Origin of the sequence: Pseudohoeflea suaedae, assembly GCF_004354915.1 — a bacterium.
GTDB classification, from domain to species: domain Bacteria; phylum Pseudomonadota; class Alphaproteobacteria; order Rhizobiales; family Rhizobiaceae; genus Pseudohoeflea; species Pseudohoeflea suaedae.
Window position 1 is genome coordinate 272085 of sequence record NZ_SMSI01000004.1, and the last position, 16440, is coordinate 288524.

The 16440-nt window shown below is 62.3% G+C and carries 16 protein-coding genes; 9 read left to right on the forward strand and 7 right to left on the reverse strand.

The annotated features are described in order from the left end of the window. Positions 1-34 precede the first annotated feature (34 nt). Positions 35-763 (forward strand): helix-turn-helix transcriptional regulator, encoded by a 729-nt coding sequence (locus E2A64_RS17275; protein ID WP_133285761.1) that lies wholly within the window; start codon positions 35-37, stop codon positions 761-763. 24 nt (positions 764-787) lie between these two features. Here E2A64_RS17275 and E2A64_RS17280 read toward each other — a convergent pair whose 3' ends face one another. From E2A64_RS17280 to E2A64_RS17310, 7 genes are all read right to left on the reverse strand, one after another. Beyond that, positions 788-1900, reverse strand: coding sequence for a DUF2333 family protein (locus tag E2A64_RS17280; protein ID WP_133285762.1), 1113 nt, complete (start codon positions 1898-1900; stop codon positions 788-790). Then, positions 1893-3194: a DUF6638 family protein gene (locus tag E2A64_RS17285; protein WP_133285763.1), complete on the reverse strand. Its 1302-nt coding sequence runs from the start codon at positions 3192-3194 to the stop codon at positions 1893-1895. The genes E2A64_RS17280 and E2A64_RS17285 overlap by 8 nt, the downstream gene beginning before the upstream one ends. 91 nt (positions 3195-3285) lie before the next feature. After that, positions 3286-5199 carry an AAA family ATPase gene (locus E2A64_RS17290; RefSeq protein ID WP_133285764.1) on the reverse strand — a complete coding sequence of 638 codons (1914 nt, stop codon included), beginning with the start codon at positions 5197-5199 and terminating at the stop codon, positions 3286-3288. Between the two features lie 4 nt (positions 5200-5203). Continuing rightward, positions 5204-6355: a hypothetical protein gene (locus E2A64_RS17295; protein WP_133285765.1), complete on the reverse strand. Its 1152-nt coding sequence runs from the start codon at positions 6353-6355 to the stop codon at positions 5204-5206. Between the two features lie 33 nt (positions 6356-6388). After that, entirely contained in the window at positions 6389-7474 is a 1086-nt protein-coding gene (locus E2A64_RS17300; RefSeq protein WP_133285766.1) for a hypothetical protein, read from the reverse strand. A gap of 151 nt (positions 7475-7625) precedes the next feature. Next, a complete protein-coding gene (locus tag E2A64_RS17305; RefSeq protein WP_133285767.1) occupies positions 7626-7985 on the reverse strand; it encodes a c-type cytochrome in 360 nt (119 codons plus the stop codon). A 177-nt stretch (positions 7986-8162) separates the two neighbouring features. Further along, complete coding sequence (locus tag E2A64_RS17310) at positions 8163-8750, reverse strand: thymidine kinase (RefSeq protein WP_133285768.1); 588 nt, start codon at positions 8748-8750, stop codon at positions 8163-8165. A 212-nt stretch (positions 8751-8962) separates the two neighbouring features. Here E2A64_RS17310 and E2A64_RS17315 point away from each other — a divergent pair, with 212 nt between their 5' ends. The 8 genes from E2A64_RS17315 to E2A64_RS17350 all read left to right on the forward strand — a co-directional run bounded on the left by E2A64_RS17315 (position 8963) and on the right by E2A64_RS17350 (position 16426). Then, a complete protein-coding gene (locus E2A64_RS17315; protein WP_133285769.1) occupies positions 8963-9898 on the forward strand; it encodes a choline ABC transporter substrate-binding protein in 936 nt (311 codons plus the stop codon). 97 nt (positions 9899-9995) lie between these two features. Further along, positions 9996-10838 (forward strand): choline ABC transporter permease subunit, encoded by an 843-nt coding sequence (gene choW / locus E2A64_RS17320; protein ID WP_133285770.1) that lies wholly within the window; start codon positions 9996-9998, stop codon positions 10836-10838. Next, on the forward strand, positions 10835-11881 hold the full coding sequence (gene choV / locus E2A64_RS17325; RefSeq protein WP_133285771.1) for a choline ABC transporter ATP-binding protein: 1047 nt from the start codon (positions 10835-10837) through the stop codon (positions 11879-11881). Before choW ends, choV begins: the two co-directional genes overlap by 4 nt. A gap of 39 nt (positions 11882-11920) precedes the next feature. Next, a complete protein-coding gene (locus E2A64_RS17330) occupies positions 11921-12682 on the forward strand; it encodes an SDR family NAD(P)-dependent oxidoreductase (protein ID WP_133285772.1) in 762 nt (253 codons plus the stop codon). A 30-nt stretch (positions 12683-12712) separates the two neighbouring features. Continuing rightward, positions 12713-13474: a HugZ family pyridoxamine 5'-phosphate oxidase gene (locus E2A64_RS17335; protein WP_133285773.1), complete on the forward strand. Its 762-nt coding sequence runs from the start codon at positions 12713-12715 to the stop codon at positions 13472-13474. Between the two features lie 75 nt (positions 13475-13549). Next, the gene (locus E2A64_RS17340) at positions 13550-13870 is read left to right on the forward strand and encodes an ArsR/SmtB family transcription factor (protein WP_133285774.1); all 321 of its coding nucleotides are present in this window, start codon (positions 13550-13552) and stop codon (positions 13868-13870) included. A gap of 81 nt (positions 13871-13951) precedes the next feature. Further along, the gene (locus E2A64_RS17345; RefSeq protein ID WP_133285775.1) at positions 13952-14164 is read left to right on the forward strand and encodes a heavy-metal-associated domain-containing protein; all 213 of its coding nucleotides are present in this window, start codon (positions 13952-13954) and stop codon (positions 14162-14164) included. A 33-nt stretch (positions 14165-14197) separates the two neighbouring features. Next, complete coding sequence (locus E2A64_RS17350; protein ID WP_244598353.1) at positions 14198-16426, forward strand: heavy metal translocating P-type ATPase; 2229 nt, start codon at positions 14198-14200, stop codon at positions 16424-16426. The last annotated feature ends 14 nt before the right edge of the window (positions 16427-16440 follow it).

Sequence of the window (16440 nt, forward strand, 5' to 3'; positions counted from 1 at the left end):
GAACCTGCCAGATTGACGGCGGCATTATCTGACCATGGCGGAACACGTTCAACTGCTCGACCGCTTGCGGACGGTCCATTCTGAAATCGAACTGACGAGATTGTTGCGGGAGACCGCCAGTCAGTTCTCCATGAGCCATTTCGCGATCTATGACGTTCCGGATGCAAATGCAGCAAGCTTGCGGCCCTATATTCGCCTGACGAATATGTCCGCGCAGTTTTATGAGGAATTCGACCGCCACGAATTGCTGCAGCTCTCCGCGCTTTTCCGGCTTTTGCAGAAATCGACCGCACCGAAAGTCTGGTGCAGCTCGTGTGACGGCCTGCGTTCCAGCGATCCGAGGAAACGGAAGTATCATTCCATTCTCGCCAAGGAAGGATTGACCTGCACCGCGATGATCCCCGTTCACCGGTGTGACGGTTCGCGCGGCGCGGTCGCCTTCGGTGGAGCGAGGGGACCGATCAACGCGGATGAACTGAGCAGCCTTTGCTTTATTGCCGCTCACGCCTACGAGGCTTTCGAGACCCTCACGCAGAAAGGCGCAGCCTGCCAGAGCGGGTCGACCGAATGCGGGCTAACCGCGCGCGAACTGGAAGTCCTGGACTGGGCTGCCAACGGCAAGACGACGGGTGAAATCGCATCGATCCTGTCATTGTCCGATCACACGGTAAACACCTACATGAACTCTGCGATGCGGAAAATGGATTGCGTCAACCGCACCCAACTCGTCGCCAAGGCTCTCCGGCTCAACCTGATAAACTGATCGGCGATTGCGCCTGCAGCCGGCCTACCGGTCGAGAATGTCCCGCATTTCGACCAGGTTGGACCTGACCCGCAGCACGTAAAACCCCATGGTCGCCAGATGCGACGGCATGATCCAGCTCGACTCGTTGCCGTTTGAAATGATGAACGGCGTCATGTTGAGCGCGGCGCGCAATTGCTCCTCGGTGCGGCTCCAGACGAGATCGATCCGGCGGTCCTTGTAGACATCGGAAAAGTCGGACTGGGTGGCGCGCAGGATCCCGTAATAGGCATAGAGCTGGCCGTAGGTGAACCAGAACCGGTCGTCGGCACGCACATCGAGCCAACCCATGTTGCTGGCTTCCATCTGCTGACGCAGGATATCCGACGTCGAACCGATGTCACCGGTGATGCGATCGAGGAACTGCAGCAGGTTGTCGGAACGGGCGTCGAACTCGCCGGTGCAATTCTCCAGTTCCGCATTGAATGCATTGAGCGCCTTGAGCGCCTCACGCTGCCGTTCCGGCGTCGACGGCTGCACGAAAGGCGGCGTGAATGTCAGCCACCAGGCATCCTCGTCATAGGCCATCGCCTGACGCGCATCCTGAAGGTTCTGGTTGATCTGCGAGGTTCCCCGGACACGGCCCAGCCTGTCGACGAGCTCGACCGTCGTGCGACGGATCACCTGATTGATGCCGAGCTGGAAGGCCGCCTTGTTGTCGAGGAAGGGGGTGTATTTCCAATCGAGCCCAAACAGGCCCGCCTTCGAGAGCGGCATCGACGGCACCCAGGTGTTCTGGTTGACGTTGTAGTCGATCAGGTCGCTCGTCACGTGCACGATCGCGGAAGGCTGGCACTTGCCGCCCTCGCCTTCGGCGACCGGCTCGCCCGGATTGGCTCCGCCGCTGACGAAGGCGTAACGGTCGGGATAGTCCGGGTCATAATTGGTCCAGCGGGCCGCCGACCAGATGAAATGGCCATAGCCGATGACCAGCAGAAGCAGGAGGAGAAGGATCGGCAGCCGGATCATCCAGCCGCGATGCGAATACCAGCGCCCGACCGCCACGAAGGGCCACAACAGGACTGCGATCAGCCAGCCTATGCCGCGTCCGATGGCGTTGAAAGCACGCGCGAAGAATTCAATCACGGGGTCAAGCATTGTCTCTGGCTCCGTCAATTCCGAACAGACGCGCCCTGAGCGCCGCCTTGTCGGAAAGGTAGGTGTTTGAAAGATGGGCCACAACATGCGACCGGTAATTTTCCGGATAGGTCTCGTAGGTTTCGTAAAAGCCCTGCTTGTCGAAAATGAAGCGGCTGACGAAATCGAAAGGTGAGAGCCGCGCCAGAAGCCTGTTGACCAGCCATTTGTCCTCGTGATGCGGATCCGCGCGCACCAGCAGCAACCGCCTGTCCGCCGCCACTTCGCTCATCCTGATCGTGCCGCCGAGCTCGAGTGCTCTCAGCGCCTCCTGGAAAAACGGATAGAGCCCGTCTTCGGCGACGGCGCGCGCATTGCGCTGGATCCAGGTCTGCAGCCAGACCGCATCCGCCCCGCTCAGATCGAGATCGGGCGAAATCCGGCGAATGACGTCGTGAACCGCCATAAGCGCGCGATGCGTATAAAGCCCCGAGGTCTCGACCCAGGAGGCCTGCGGAAGCTGAAGCCGCCCGGACCTGGCGAGATAGTCGAAGATGCGCTCGTGATCGCGGATATCGATATAGCTGACTTCCCATGGCCGGGAGCGACGGAAGCCCGGCGCTTCGCGGTCGCAAATCACCGTCATTCCCGTGCCGTCATGAAACAGGAAAACGCCGCCGAAATGACCGGCCCAGTAGGACTTGTGCGGGAAGACCAGCTTGTCGGGAACCAGCGGATTGAGGCGGATATCGCCGGTCGCCTTCGACAATTCGACCATCCGGCCGAGCATCGCATCGTCGCGCCAGCCCTCCTTCGATGTGGTCAGCGTATCCACCAGCATACGAAGCTCGGACGCCTTGGACAGCAATCCGTCAGCCGACAGCACCCGGAAACTGACCTCATCGATCTTCAGGAGGTCCTCGATGTCGTTGACCACCGCCACCGTCTCCTCGATCTCGCCGAACAGGGCATCCTTGATCGTCACCGCCGAAATCACCCGGCGGTTGCCGTCGAAGAAATCATGCATCAGCCCTGCGGTGTTGGAGAACTGGGTATGGATGACCGGCAGCCGCTCCTGCTCGGGCGTCAGGATGATGAAGCGGCGATTGACCCCGTTCGGATCGAGATAGGCCTGGTCGCCCAGTTCCTCGGCGATCTCCGGTGAATAGCCGGTCATGTCGATGCGGAAGGACTGCCTGGTCGTCGGCGGCAGGCCGAAGGCGGCAAGCGCCTTGTTGTAGCGGTCGATCAGATGCGGCGCATCGACCTTGAGAAGGTTGCCGAATATCAGCCGTGAGTTGACGAGCTGCCTCATGGGAACCGTGACGTCGTTATTATCGCAACCGGCCGATAGCCGACAGCGGTCGAGAATGCGGGCGCGACGCTGAAAGCACGGGAACCATCACCTAATTCCACCGCCCATCCTCCTTCATCGCGGTGATCTCCTTCAGCGCCCGATCGCGCTGCCGCTCGCGGCGAATGATATCGGTCACGGCCGCGTCGTCGGCGCGGTCGGTGTAGCGGAATTCGGAATCGGCATAGCGGTTGATTTCCTGCATCACCATGTCGATGGTGAAGGGCTCGCGCAATTCGGAAATCATCGCCAGCTTCTCGTCATAGGGTTTGTGAAGAAAGGGTTCGGGCGTCTCGAACCAGTCGTCCGGCAGGTCGAAATCCATCGCCCGCATCTTGATCGCATCGGTGATGTTCTTGATCGCCCGACCGGTGAAGCGCGGCTCGGCTTGCTTGATCATGTGCAGATAGACGCCGATGTCGCGCAGCGTCTTGGGCGCGCCATGCGCCTTTTCAAACCGTTCCCATACCGCCGCAAGCCCGTCCTCGTCGGGACGCGAATGATCCTCATAGGCGGACTTCACCGCCCGCTTGATTTCCTGGCTCGCATAGAGATCGTGGGAACCGAGCGGAATTGCGTGGTTCTTGCCGGCAAGCAGCGCGAAGATGTCGATATAGTCGGCTTCCGATTGCGGCCCGTCGATCAGCCAGCGTGCACCGGCGCGCTGCCTCAGCGCATCGTCGACGTTTTCGGGATAGTTGGAGAACATGCCGAAGCTGCAATTGCCGCGCACCACCGTGGTTGCGCCTGCAAAGGCTTCCATGAGGACGGCGGTAACTTCCTGCTGGCCAGAAGACGCCCTGTCGTCGGATCGCTTGGCCGCCACCTGGTCGATATCGTCGATCGTGCCGAAGCCTATGGCGCGCGGATTGATTACCGCATCGATGAAGGCCTTGCAGTTCTGCCCGGACTTACCCTGGTAGGACGAGATCTGGTCGACGCCGAAATTCTCGTAGTGAAACGCATAGCCGGCGACCTGGCAGTACTCGTTGATCAGCCCCGCCATCATCTGGATCAGGATCGTCTTGCCCGTACCCGGCGCCCCGTCGCCGATAAAGGTGAAGAGAAAGCCGCCGAGTTCCACGAACGGGTTCATCTGCCGCTCGAAGTCGTAGGCCATGATCATCCGGGACAACCGCATCGCCTGATGCTTGGCAAGATGGTTGCCGACGATCTCGTGCGGCTTCTTGAAGCTCATGGCAAGGGGCTTGCGGCGCTGCCCGGGCGCCACCTCGAAACCGTCGAGCGTGAAATTGTCGCTCTCGAGCCGGATGTGCGACTGCGCAAAACCGGAGAGCGCGGCAAAACGCGCAATCCGCGCCAGAAGCGCCTCGATGGCCTCGCGGGCGAAAGCCCGCGCCCGCGCCGTCATCGCCGCCGCATCGGATGCGCTGGAAATGGCACCGTCCAGCCCGGCGATCAGTGATTTGAGTGCATCCTGGGGCGTGTCGAACTCGATCTTCGGCTCGTCCCCCTCCTCGGCGGGCTCGCTTTCTCCCTCCAGCGTCTGCAGAAGATAGGCAGCGAAGGTGAAGGCCGCCACATAGCTCGAAGCACCGAGCAGATCACGAAACCGCTGGGCCTCCTCGCCTTGCAGCGGGGCGCCGAGATTGCGCGCCTTCAGATCCTCGAGATCGCTCTGACGCCCGAATGTATCTGCGACTGCCAGCGCGACTGCGATCCCGCGTCTGGCCCGATAGAGCAGCGTGTGCTGCGGGATCGAAAGCATCGGATCCTGCGGCGGCAGGCTGGCGATCGTCTTGGCCAGTTCCACTTCCTGTGTCCGCCGCATGCCGCCCGTGGAAACGGTGGAGACGAAGCGCCGCCCGGTGCCCGCAAGCGAGGTCCTGGAGGCGCCGTCATCGGAGCTGACGACGACGATCCGTGTCACCATCTGCTGCGCGGTGGATCGATGGGTCTCGATGTCGTCTTCCGACAAAGTGGTCAGTCCCGCGGTCTGGCTCATCGCATCAAACCTCCGTAATCACCTGGTTTCCCGAAATCACGTGCACGCGGTAATCGGCGAAGACACGCTCCGCCTCGCCCTCCGCGTAAAGCGCCTGATAGGCGTCATGCGGCACCAGCGCGTGTTTCTCGTATGCGCTCACCCCCTGGCGGACCGCCTCGAGGTTCTCGGTCTCGATGTGGAATTCCTCGGAGGCCGGCGTCGAACTCCACAAGCCTCGCTCGGCGGGCCGTTCGGCCTTGGAGAAGACTTCCTGGATCGTCCAGGTCAGCACCCAGCCATTGTCGGGATTGCGCACCCGCGACAGGATATCCGCCACCCGGCCGGAATTCTCGGTCACCCCGGCCGAATAGAACGGCCCAAGCACGATGCGGCGCAATTGCTTTGGATGCAGCTCGGGGAATTCCTTGTCGATAGTCTGCGCAATCGTCACCGGCGAGAGCGAATAAGCGCCGTTGCGCTCCACGCACCCATCGAAGGCGCGCGCCAGTTCGGGGTTCAACAGTCCGCCGACAGGCAGCGGAATGCGTACCGTCGGCTCGAGCTTTCCCTGATCGGTCACCAGCATCTCGCGCAGGCGTTCGGTCGAATCCTCGATGCTCGCCACATAGACCATCGGGAGGATATGGCTGCCGTCGAAGACGCCCCAGTGCACCACGTAGCTGGGCCGCATCGTCTTGGGGTTGACCGAGACCTTGATCGTTTCCGGCAGCACCAACGGCCCGAATGGCTCTCCCGCGCGCACGCCCTCGAGATAGAGCCGTTCGGCCATCTGGGTCTGCAACTTGCCGGGAAACGCCTTGTGCCGAAGAATGAAATCCGCCATCTCGGCCTTGATCGCATCGGCTGCCGGAATAGCCGCGAGCCGCTCTTCCGCCGTTTGGCGATCGTTTTCGAGTTCAAGCACGTTCTGGAAAACGGGAAACCCGCTTTCCGCGCGATTGACCCGGAAGCGTTCCATGAAGGCGACGCGGTTCTCCCAGGATGCGAAACTCGCCTCCAGCCGGTTGACGTAACCCGCCATCACCTGGCCGACGATCCCGTGGCCATAGATCGGTGAGGCATCGTCGGCGAGATAGAGGCGCAGCCCCTTGAGCGCCGCACGCATTGCCGCGAAATAGTTTTCGACCGGTTTGCGCGAAGGATCGCTGGCCATGCCGTCTCTCTCCGGAGCCGTCGTGACCATGCCCTACTGAACGTACTTGGCGGAGTTGTGCTTTTCCATCACCTCGGAAAACCGGCGCTGGAAGGCATCGTCGGCAAGCTTCTTGCGGCGCTGGATGTCCTGCGTGGACAGCATGTTCTTCTCATGCATCTCGAGAAGGTCGCCGATATGCTTCTGCGCGGCCGCGCCGATGCCGGCCATGGTTTCCTCCGCCGCCGTGTCGACCTTGGAACCGAGCGTGTTGATCTTGTGCGCCACATCCTGCTGGGCCGCGGTCTTCAGGGAATCCTCGAGCGACTTGTAGAGAACGATGCGCTGCTCGGTGTCGATGGTCAGCTTGTTGATCAGCGTCGACTGTGCCGCGATCTGGTTGTTGAGCGAATCCACGAAGGTCTGGAACATCGAGGTGTAGCGCTCGAGCGTCTGGCTTTCGGCCAGCAGCTCCTGCTCCTTGGCCTGTTTCTCGTTATACTCGGTGGCGAGCGCGGCCCGTTCGGATTCGAGATCCGTGCGCGTCTTCTGGTCGGTCGATGCCGCGATCCGGTTCTCGACATCCAGCAGCATCGGGTTGAGTTCCTCGATGCGCGCCTGCGTTTCCTCGAGCCTCGCCATCGTTGCCTTGCGGCGGTCGATCACCTTGATGAGACTCGCCTCGGAGGTCTTGTAGCGCTCCTCCAGAATGTTCTTCTGATCCTTGAGGATCACGACGATGGAGTCGGACTTGGCCAGAAGTTCCTGCAGGTTGCCGGCAAGCGACATGTTGCGCACACGGTCGGAGCGCATGCGCTGGGCGCGGGATTTGGAGAAGACCGAAACGACGTTCTCCCAGCCCGAATAGCCCTTCATGCTCTCGAACTCCGCGCCGAAGACATTGGTGGCGTCCTCGAGCCCGATGATGAGATCGGCGATATTGGCTTCCATCACCTTCTGCTGCTGCAGCACATCCTCGATGCGGGCATTCTCGATATCGAAATTGGTATCGCCGATCGCCTTGTCGCTGTCAGCCAGGCTTTCCAGCACCACGCCCGACTGCGTCAGCTTGCTGCGCATCTCGTCGATGGTCCGGCGTGTCTGTTGGATTTCCTTGTCGAAACTGGCAATGCTCGCCATGGCTGATCTCCACCTCTTTGCTCGAGTGCGCCACTCGCACCAAAGCCCCGCTGATCTTGTATACCAGCGGGTATCATATGGTAATCCTGAGGCCATGAAAAAAGCCGCCCGGTCCGGGCGGCTTCGATTTTCCTTCTGCGCTGCAAGTCGCTTACTCGGCGGCGGAAGGATCTTTCAGATAGGCGATGACGTTGGCGACGTCCTCGTCCTTGTTCAGGCCTGCAAAAGCCATCTTGGTCTTGGGCACCACCGCCTTGGGCTTGTGAAGATAGGCAGCCAGCGCTTCCTCGGTCCACTCCGGAACTTCAGCGGCATGCTCTTCCATGGCCTTGGAATATTTGTAGTCCTCGACCGAGGCGACCGGACGGCCGATGATGCCGTCGAGATGCGGCCCGACCTTGTTCTTGCCGTCTACGGCATGGCAGGCGGCGCACTTCTTGAAGACGGTCTTGCCGGCCACGGCGTCGCCGTCGGCATGGGCCGCGGTCGCGGCCAGGAGGCCGGCCACCATCGCCGCTCCAGCTAGAAAAATATGGGATTTGAACACGTTTTGTCCTCCGTGGCAGACGGTTGTGGCGGGTCGTCACTATCTGTCCCACCCGCGATCCAAAGGCAAGGAAAGTCGCGCGGCGTGAACGGCACTTTGCCTGAAATGGGCAATATGTCGCGGGATTTCAGGTGCTTGCCGTCAGGCTTCGCCACCCCTCATCGCATCCTCCCAGTGCCGCCGGCAGAGCGAGACATACTTGTCGTTGCCGCCCACCTCTATCTGCGCGCCCTCGCGAATGACCTCGCCGCTCTCATCCTGACGGACGACCATGGTCGCCTTTCGTCCGCAGTGGCAGATCGTGCGAACCTCGCGCAGACTGTCGGAGATCGCCAGCAGCGCCTCGGAGCCGGGGAAAAGCTTGCCGCGAAAATCGGTCCTCAGCCCGTAGGCCATGACCGGCACCCCGAGCCGGTCGGCGACCCGTGCCAGCTGCCACACCTGCTCTTCGGACAAGAACTGCGCCTCGTCGACAAAGACGCAGGCAATCGGGCCTTCCGACATGAGGCCGTTCACCACCTCATGGAGGTCGTCCTCGCTCCGGAACGGAATGGCCTCGGATGAAAGACCGATGCGCGAAGCGATCTTGCCGGCGCCGGCCCGGTCGTCGAGCGCTGCGGTAAACAGCACCGTGCGCATCCCCCGCTCACGATAGTTGTAGGAAGCCTGCAGCAGAAGCGTCGACTTGCCGGCATTCATCGTCGAGTAATTGAAATAGAGTTTGGCCACGGCGGTCAGCTTTCTCGGGGCATGATGATCTTCCTCCTAATGCCAACCCGTACCGGCGAAGACCACCGCCCCCTTGACCCTTTCAACAACTCTCTAAGTTCTGCTAGGAACGCACATGTACCCGCACGGGGCGCCATTTGGGCCATTACCTTCTTGAGTTTGAATCGTTTCAGTGCTTGTTTTTTTCTCAACCAACAGGGGAGCCATCACAGATGAAAAGAACCATCGCTCTTGCCGCGGCACTTGCCGCCGGTACCGTCACCGCATTCGCAGCCGAGCCCGACAGCTGCAAGGACGTTCGTTTCTCCGACGTCGGCTGGACTGACATCACCGCCACGACCGCGACCGCGACGGTTGTTCTCGACGCGCTCGGCTACGACACCGACATCAAGGTGCTCTCCGTGCCGGTGACCTACACCTCGCTGAAGAACAAGGACATCGACGTCTTCCTCGGCAACTGGATGCCGACCATGGAAGGCGACATCGCGCCCTACCGTGAAGACGGTTCGGTCGAAACCGTGCGCGAGAACCTGGAAGGCGCCAAATATACGCTCGCCACCAACGCCAAGGGCGCAGAGCTCGGCATCAAGTCCTTCGAGGACATCGCCAAGCACAAGGACGAACTCGACGGCAAGATCTACGGCATCGAGCCGGGCAATGACGGCAACCGCCTGATCCTCGACATGATCTCCGGCGACCAGTTCGGCCTGAAGGACTTCGAGGTCGTCGAATCCTCCGAGCAGGGCATGCTTGCACAGGTCGCCCGCGCCAAGAAGGCCGGTGAGCCTGTCGTCTTCCTTGGCTGGGAGCCGCACCCGATGAACGCCAATTTCGAGCTGACCTACCTGTCGGGCGGCGATGACGTCTTCGGCGCCGATTACGGCGGCGCGACCGTCTACACCAATGTCCGCCAGGGCTATGTTTCGGAATGCGCCAATGTCGGCAAGTTCCTCGGCAACCTGAAATTCTCGCTCGCCATGGAAAACGAGATCATGGGCGCAATTCTCGACGACGGCGAGGATCCGGAGGATGCAGCCGAAGCATGGCTCAAGAAGAACCCGGCCGTGCTCGACGACTGGCTTGCCGGAGTGACCACCTTCGACGGCGGCGACGCCATGGCTGCCGTCAAGGAAGAGCTCGATCTCTGATCGGACTCCAGCCTGACCGATACCGGGCGGCGATCGCGCCGTCCGGCTTTCATTCCCGCATTGAACTGCTTCCATTACCAAACAGAAGGTCTCCCACGTGGAATGGCTTGAAGACCACACGATCCCCATCGGCAAATGGTCAGAGGTTTTCGTCGACTGGCTCACCGATGATTTCGGCTGGTTGTTCGACGGAATTTCCTACGCCATCAGTCATCTGATCGACGCTCTCCTCTTCTGTCTCCAGACGCCCCACCCGCTCGTCATCGTCGCCGTATTCTGCGGCATCTCCTGGCTCCTGCGCCGCAAGATCGCGCCGGTTGCGCTGACCGGCATCGGACTTCTGTTCATCATCAACCAGGGCTATTGGGAAGAAACGACCGAGACGCTGGCGCTCGTCATCGCGGCAACTGCCGTGTGCATGCTGATCGGCGTGCCGCTCGGCATCGCCGCAGCGCGCCGCAAGTGGCTCTATTCCATTCTGAGACCCGTTCTCGATCTGATGCAGACGATCCCGACCTTCGTCTATCTCATTCCCGCATTGATCCTCTTCGGACTTGGCATGGTTCCGGGCCTGATATCGACCGTCATCTTCGCCATCCCCGCCCCCGTGCGCCTGACCCGTCTGGGCATTGCGGCCACGCCCACGCCGCTCAAGGAAGCCGCACTTGCCTTCGGCGCCACCAAGGGACAGGTGCTGACCAAGATCGAGCTGCCCTATGCGCTGCCGCAGATCATGGCCGGCCTGACCCAGACCATCATGCTCTCGCTGTCGATGGTGGTCATCGCCGCCCTCGTGGGTGCCGACGGTCTCGGCGTTCCTGTCGTGCGCGCGCTCAACACGGTCAATGTCGCCAAGGGCTTCGAAGCGGGGCTTTGCATCGTAATCCTCGCGATCGTGCTCGACCGCATGTTCCGCACCGAAGGGGAGGACGTGCAATGAGCAAAGCAGCCGTCACCATCCGCGACGTCGATATCATCTTCGGCGACAAGCCGGACAAGGCCCTCGGCCTTCTGGACCAGGGCGCGACCCGTGACGAGATCGCGGCCGAAACCGGCGCGGTCCTTGGGGTCGCCAATGCCGACATCGATATCCGGCAGGGCGAAATCCTCGTTCTGATGGGCCTCTCGGGCTCAGGCAAGTCGACGCTTCTTCGCGCCGTCAACGGGTTGGCGCCCGTTCGCCGCGGCACGGTCGAAGTGCAGTGCGGCGACGAGGTCACCAATCCCTATGCCTGTACGCCCAGACAACTCCGTCAGCTCAGGGCCGACCACGTCTCGATGGTCTTCCAGCAGTTCGGCCTCCTGCCATGGCGCACGGTTGCAGAGAATGTCGGGTTCGGCCTCGAACTCGCGGGCCAGAAACCGGCGCAGCGCAAGAAGCGCGTTGCCGAACAGCTCGAACTCGTCGGTCTCGCCGAATGGGCGGATCGCAAGGTCGGCGAACTTTCGGGCGGGATGCAGCAGCGCGTCGGACTGGCTCGCGCCTTCGCGACGGGTGCCCCGATACTCCTTATGGACGAGCCCTTTTCGGCGCTCGATCCGCTGATCCGCACGCGGCTTCAGGACGAATTGCTCGACTTCCAGCAGAAGCTGCACAAGACGATCCTCTTCGTCAGCCATGATCTCGACGAAGCCTTCCGCATCGGCAACCGCATCGCCATCATGGAAGCCGGGCGCATCGTCCAGTGCGGCACACCGCGCGAGATCGTCGACAATCCGGCCAACGAATATGTGGCCGATTTCGTGGCCAACATGAACCCGATCTCCATGCTGACGGCCGGCGACGTCATGGTTCCGGTCAGGCCCGGCACCGAGCAGGGACAGGTCACGGCGACAGTCAGACCGGAGACGCCGCTGGCGGAAGTCATGGATGCGCTCTCGCGCCGTCCCGGCACGATCGGCGTCATCCAGCGGGGAAGTGTCGCAGGGTCGATCTCGGCCCAGGACGTGGTCTCCGGCTTGACACGCCACAAGCGCGGGTGAACAAACCTCCCCGAGTTCATCAACCCGGGGAGGACAACCATGAAGGCTCAGGACAAGGCAGCGATCGTCACCGGCGGCGGCTCGGGACTGGGAGCGGCAACCGCCCGCAGGCTGGCCGCCGAAGGTGCGAAAGTCGCCCTGCTCGACGTCAATCTCGACCAGGCCGAAAAGGTCGCCGCCGAGATCGGCGGCATCGCCATTGCCTGCGACGTCTCGAGCGCGGATGCCGCCCAGGCGGCAGTCACCCAGGCGGCCGATGCCCATGGCGACGCCCGCATCCTCGTCAACTGTGCCGGCATCGCACCGGCGTCGCGCGTCGTGGGCCGGGAAGCCCCCCACGATCTCGATCTCTTCCGCAAGGTGATCGAAGTGAACCTCGTCGGCTCCTTCAACATGCTCCGCCTTGTCGCCGACCGCGCCGCCAAGCTCGATCCGCTGGAAGACGGAGAACGCGCGATCATCGTTTCCACCGCATCGGTCGCAGCCTTCGACGGCCAGATCGGCCAGGCCGCCTACTCGGCCTCCAAGGGCGGCGTCCACGCCATGGCATTGCCGATTGCCCGCGAGCTCGCCCGTTTCGGCATCCGCGTCAACACCATTGCGCCCGGCATTTTCGGCACCCCCATGGTCAAGGCCATGCCGCAGGAAGTCCAGGACAGCCTCGCGGCGTCCATCCCCTTCCCCTCGCGCCTGGGCACGCCGGAGGAATATGCCTCTCTCGTCATGCATATGGTTGAAAACGTGATGCTCAACGGCGAGACGGTTCGTCTCGACGGAGCCATCCGCATGGCACCCAAATAAGAGCCAGCTCAGCCCAACCGGAATGCGCGAATGACCGAGAAGAAAAAAGACGTGCTGCGCGAAACCGACGACGACGCGCGCACGCTCGCTCGCGGATTGGTGCGCGCGGCGCGTTACGCGGCGATCGCTGTCATCGATGCCGAGACCGGCCACCCCAATGCAAGCCGGGTTCTGACCGGCACCGACGTCGACGGCGTACCGGTGATCCTGATTTCCGCGCTGGCGCCGCACATGGCCGCGCTGAGGGCCGATCCGCGCGCCTCGCTTCTTTTCGGAGAGGTCGGCAAGGGCGACCCCCTCGCCCATGCCCGCCTCACGCTCAAATGTGTGGCCGAGGAAGTCGGACGCAACGACGATGCACATGCCCGCATCAAGCAGCGCTTCATCGCCCGCCATCCCAAGGCAAAACTCTATGTCGATTTCCCCGACTTCGCCTTTTTCCGCCTGGTGCCGAAAGCTGTCAGCCTCAATGGCGGTTTCGGGAAAGCCTATGCACCGACAGCGGATGATCTGATCATCGCCTCGCCCGTGATGACGGAACTCGCACAGCTTGAACCGTCGGGCGTCGCGCACATGAACAGCGACCACAAGGAGGCTGCGGATCTCTACGCAAAGGCCTTCGGTAAGTCCAAAAAGACCGGCTGGCGATTCGTCGGAATCGATGCGGCTGGTGTCGATCTGGCGTGCGGCGACGAAATCCTGCGTGTCAACTTCCTGGAAACACTCGTAAAAATTGAAGACTTGCGACCTTACCTGTCAGCACTTTTACGTAACGCACGAGAAATAACCTGAAATTTCTCATATTCGCTAGCAATTCATCAGGGAATCGCGATACAATATGTGCCAGTTCGGTTTACGGGATTGCTCATGAAGAATTGTAGCGCGAATTTAACGAAGAATGTCGATCAGGCGGCCAAGCTCCTCTCCACGATGGGGAATGCGAGACGCCTCCAGATCATTTGCATATTGCTGAACTCGGAGATTGCTGTCGGGGCCTTGGCAGACAAGATCGGCCTGAGCCAGTCGGCACTCTCGCAGCACCTTGCAAAGCTCCGCAAGCTCAACCTCGTCACCGCTCGCCGCGATGCCCAGCACCTGTACTACTCCCTGAATTCGGATGCCGCAGTGAAGGTCCTCGAAACGCTCGAGACCATCTACGGCGAGACGCGGATGAAAGCCAGCGCCTGAGCGGCTTGACCCGCCACCCAGCAGATCCCCATATGGAATCTGTCCCGGCAATCGCGCCGGGCAGACTGTGAGGATATGGGCATGGCTATCACCCTGAAAATCGAAGGCATGCACTGCGGCGGCTGCGTCAGCTCCGTGGAGAAGGCCGCGCGCAGCATCGACGGCGTCGACAATGTGACCGTAAGCCTGGACAAGGGCGAGCTCACCGCCGACGCGCAGGCCGGCAAGCTGGACCAGCTCGTCGCGGCGATCGAGGACAGCGGCTTCGACGTGGTCTCCCGCCGGACCGACTGACCCCGCCATTTTTCAATGCACGAGGGCAAGCCGGTGACCGCCACCCCCGATCATCTGACATTCGACATCACCGGCATGACCTGTGCAGCCTGTTCCGCACGCGTTGAAAAGGTGCTCTCGCGCCAGCCGGGCGTCGACAAGGCAAGCGTCAATCTGGCGCTCGAGCGCGCCGACATCTCCGGGTCCGGTCTCGACAGCGATGTCCTGGCGAAGGCCATAGGCAAGGCCGGCTACGGCGCGATCCTGCGCCGGACGGATTTCGCCGCCGCACGTCTGGCGGATGCGAAGCGCGATGCCGCCCGACGCGCCGAAGAACGCCAGACGTTTCTGCGCCTTGTCGTTTCCGCCCTTCTCACGCTGCCCATCATGATCGGCACGCTGCCGATGATGACCGGCCTTGGCGACTCCTGGATTGGCGCGGGATGGCAGGCCATCCTGACCACCGGTGTCATGCTCGCCTCAGGCACGCGCTTCTGGCGCGAGGCCTTTGGCGCCTTGCGCGGGGGATCGGCCAACATGGCAGTGCTGGTCAGTCTCGGCACCGGCGTGGCCTATTTCTGGTCGCTCTGGGTGATGGCGGCCCCTGGCACGGGCACCCATCATGCGCAAAGCATGGCATCGCATCTTCATTTCGAGGCGGCAGCCATGGTGCTCACCCTCGTCATGCTCGGCAAATATCTCGAAGCGCGCGCCAAGTCGGGTGCCGCGGGAGCCTTGAGGGCCCTCGGCAAGCTGCAACCGGATACCGCGGAAAGGATAATCGATACGGCCGGCAAGACGGAAAGGGTAGGTATCGAGACCCTCGCGATAGGCGACCGCATCATTATCCGCCCCGGCACCCGTGTTCCGGCGGATGGCCGCATCATCGAAGGCCGTTCTTCTCTCGATGAGGCCATGGTGACGGGCGAAAGCCTGCCGGTGCCCCGCGAACCCGGTGACATGGTGGTGACCGGCACCACCAATACCGATGGCGTGCTTACCGTGGAAGTGACCGCCGCCGGCGCCGATACGCGTCTGGCCCGCATGACGAGGCTCGTGGAGGAGGCCCAGACCGGCCAGGCGCCGGTTCAGAAACTGGTGGACCGCATCTCGGCAGTCTTCGTGCCGATCATCCTGGTGATCGCCGCCCTGACATTCGCGGGCTGGCTGATGGCCGGCTACGGCGTGGAACCCGCCATGGTCGCGGCGGTTGCCGTTCTGGTGATCGCCTGCCCTTGCGCACTCGGCCTGGCCACGCCGACGGCGCTCGTTGCCGGGACAGGAGCGGCAGCTCGCGCCGGGATCCTGATCCGCGATATAGAGACACTCGAGCGCGCCACATCGATCCACGCGATCGCGTTCGACAAGACGGGCACGCTGACCCGTGGCGAGCCGGAGATCACAGACATCCTGCCGGCGGACGACGTCGCTCCCGACGACCTGCTTGCGATCGCCGCGAGCATCGAAACCGCAAGCGAACATCCCCTCGCCCGCGCCGTCATTCGTCGCGCCGAAGGTAACGGCCTCGCCGTGCCGCAGGCCGAAGCAATCCGCGCCGTGCCCGGCATGGGTCTCGAAGGCCGGATCGACGGAACGATGATCCGCGTCGGCTCGCGGGCGTTTCTCCTGGCCGAAGCCGTCCATATTCCGGTTGAGGACGACCTGCACGCGGCCGGCACGCTTGCCCATGTTGCCCGTGGCGACCGCTGGATCGGCGCTCTCCGGCTGGCCGACGAATTGAGAGAGAATGCAGCCTCAACTATCGCGGAGCTGAACGAAGCCGAGATCCGGACCGTGATGCTGACCGGCGACAATGAGCCGACGGCACGCGACATCGCCACCCGCATCGGCCTTTCCGATTTCCGCTCGGGACTGAAACCCGATGACAAGCTGAAGGCGATCCGTACGCTTTCGCAGGAGACGAAGGGCCATGCTGCATTCGTCGGCGACGGTCTCAACGACGCCCCCGCCCTCGCCGCTGCAGATCTCGGCATTGCGATGGCCGGCGGCACCGACGCCGCGCGGGAAGCCGCCGACATCACCCTCATGCGCCCGGATCTGCGGCTGATCGCAGCCGCGCTCGACGTCGCGGGCAAGACCCGCCGGACCATCCGCTCGAATCTCGTTTGGGCCCTGATCTACAATCTGGTGGGCGTTCCGCTTGCCGCGTTCGGCATCTTGCCGCCGGTCTTTGCCGGGGCTGCCATGGCCTTCTCTTCCGTGTCGGTCGTGACCAATTCGGCCTTGATGGCGCGCTGGCGCCCGCGTTTCGAAAGAAGCTGAGTTTTCTGCAGAGA

Excerpts from the sequence above, each read along its gene's own strand:
- E2A64_RS17275 (WP_133285761.1), top strand. The coding sequence starts at position 35 with ATGGCGGAACACGTTCAACTGCTCGACCGCTTGCGGACGGTCCATTCT.
- E2A64_RS17330 (WP_133285772.1), top strand. The coding sequence starts at position 11,921 with ATGAAGGCTCAGGACAAGGCAGCGATCGTCACCGGCGGCGGCTCGGGA.
- E2A64_RS17335 (WP_133285773.1), top strand. The coding sequence starts at position 12,713 with ATGACCGAGAAGAAAAAAGACGTGCTGCGCGAAACCGACGACGACGCG.
- E2A64_RS17315 (WP_133285769.1), top strand. The coding sequence starts at position 8,963 with ATGAAAAGAACCATCGCTCTTGCCGCGGCACTTGCCGCCGGTACCGTC.
- E2A64_RS17305 (WP_133285767.1), bottom strand. The coding sequence starts at position 7,985 with ATGGTGGCCGGCCTCCTGGCCGCGACCGCGGCCCATGCCGACGGCGAC.
- E2A64_RS17290 (WP_133285764.1), bottom strand. The coding sequence starts at position 5,199 with ATGAGCCAGACCGCGGGACTGACCACTTTGTCGGAAGACGACATCGAG.
- E2A64_RS17285 (WP_133285763.1), bottom strand. The coding sequence starts at position 3,194 with ATGAGGCAGCTCGTCAACTCACGGCTGATATTCGGCAACCTTCTCAAG.
- E2A64_RS17280 (WP_133285762.1), bottom strand. The coding sequence starts at position 1,900 with ATGCTTGACCCCGTGATTGAATTCTTCGCGCGTGCTTTCAACGCCATC.
- E2A64_RS17345 (WP_133285775.1), top strand. The coding sequence starts at position 13,952 with ATGGCTATCACCCTGAAAATCGAAGGCATGCACTGCGGCGGCTGCGTC.
- E2A64_RS17300 (WP_133285766.1), bottom strand. The coding sequence starts at position 7,474 with ATGGCGAGCATTGCCAGTTTCGACAAGGAAATCCAACAGACACGCCGG.
- choV (WP_133285771.1), top strand. The coding sequence starts at position 10,835 with ATGAGCAAAGCAGCCGTCACCATCCGCGACGTCGATATCATCTTCGGC.
- E2A64_RS17340 (WP_133285774.1), top strand. The coding sequence starts at position 13,550 with ATGAAGAATTGTAGCGCGAATTTAACGAAGAATGTCGATCAGGCGGCC.
- E2A64_RS17295 (WP_133285765.1), bottom strand. The coding sequence starts at position 6,355 with ATGGCCAGCGATCCTTCGCGCAAACCGGTCGAAAACTATTTCGCGGCA.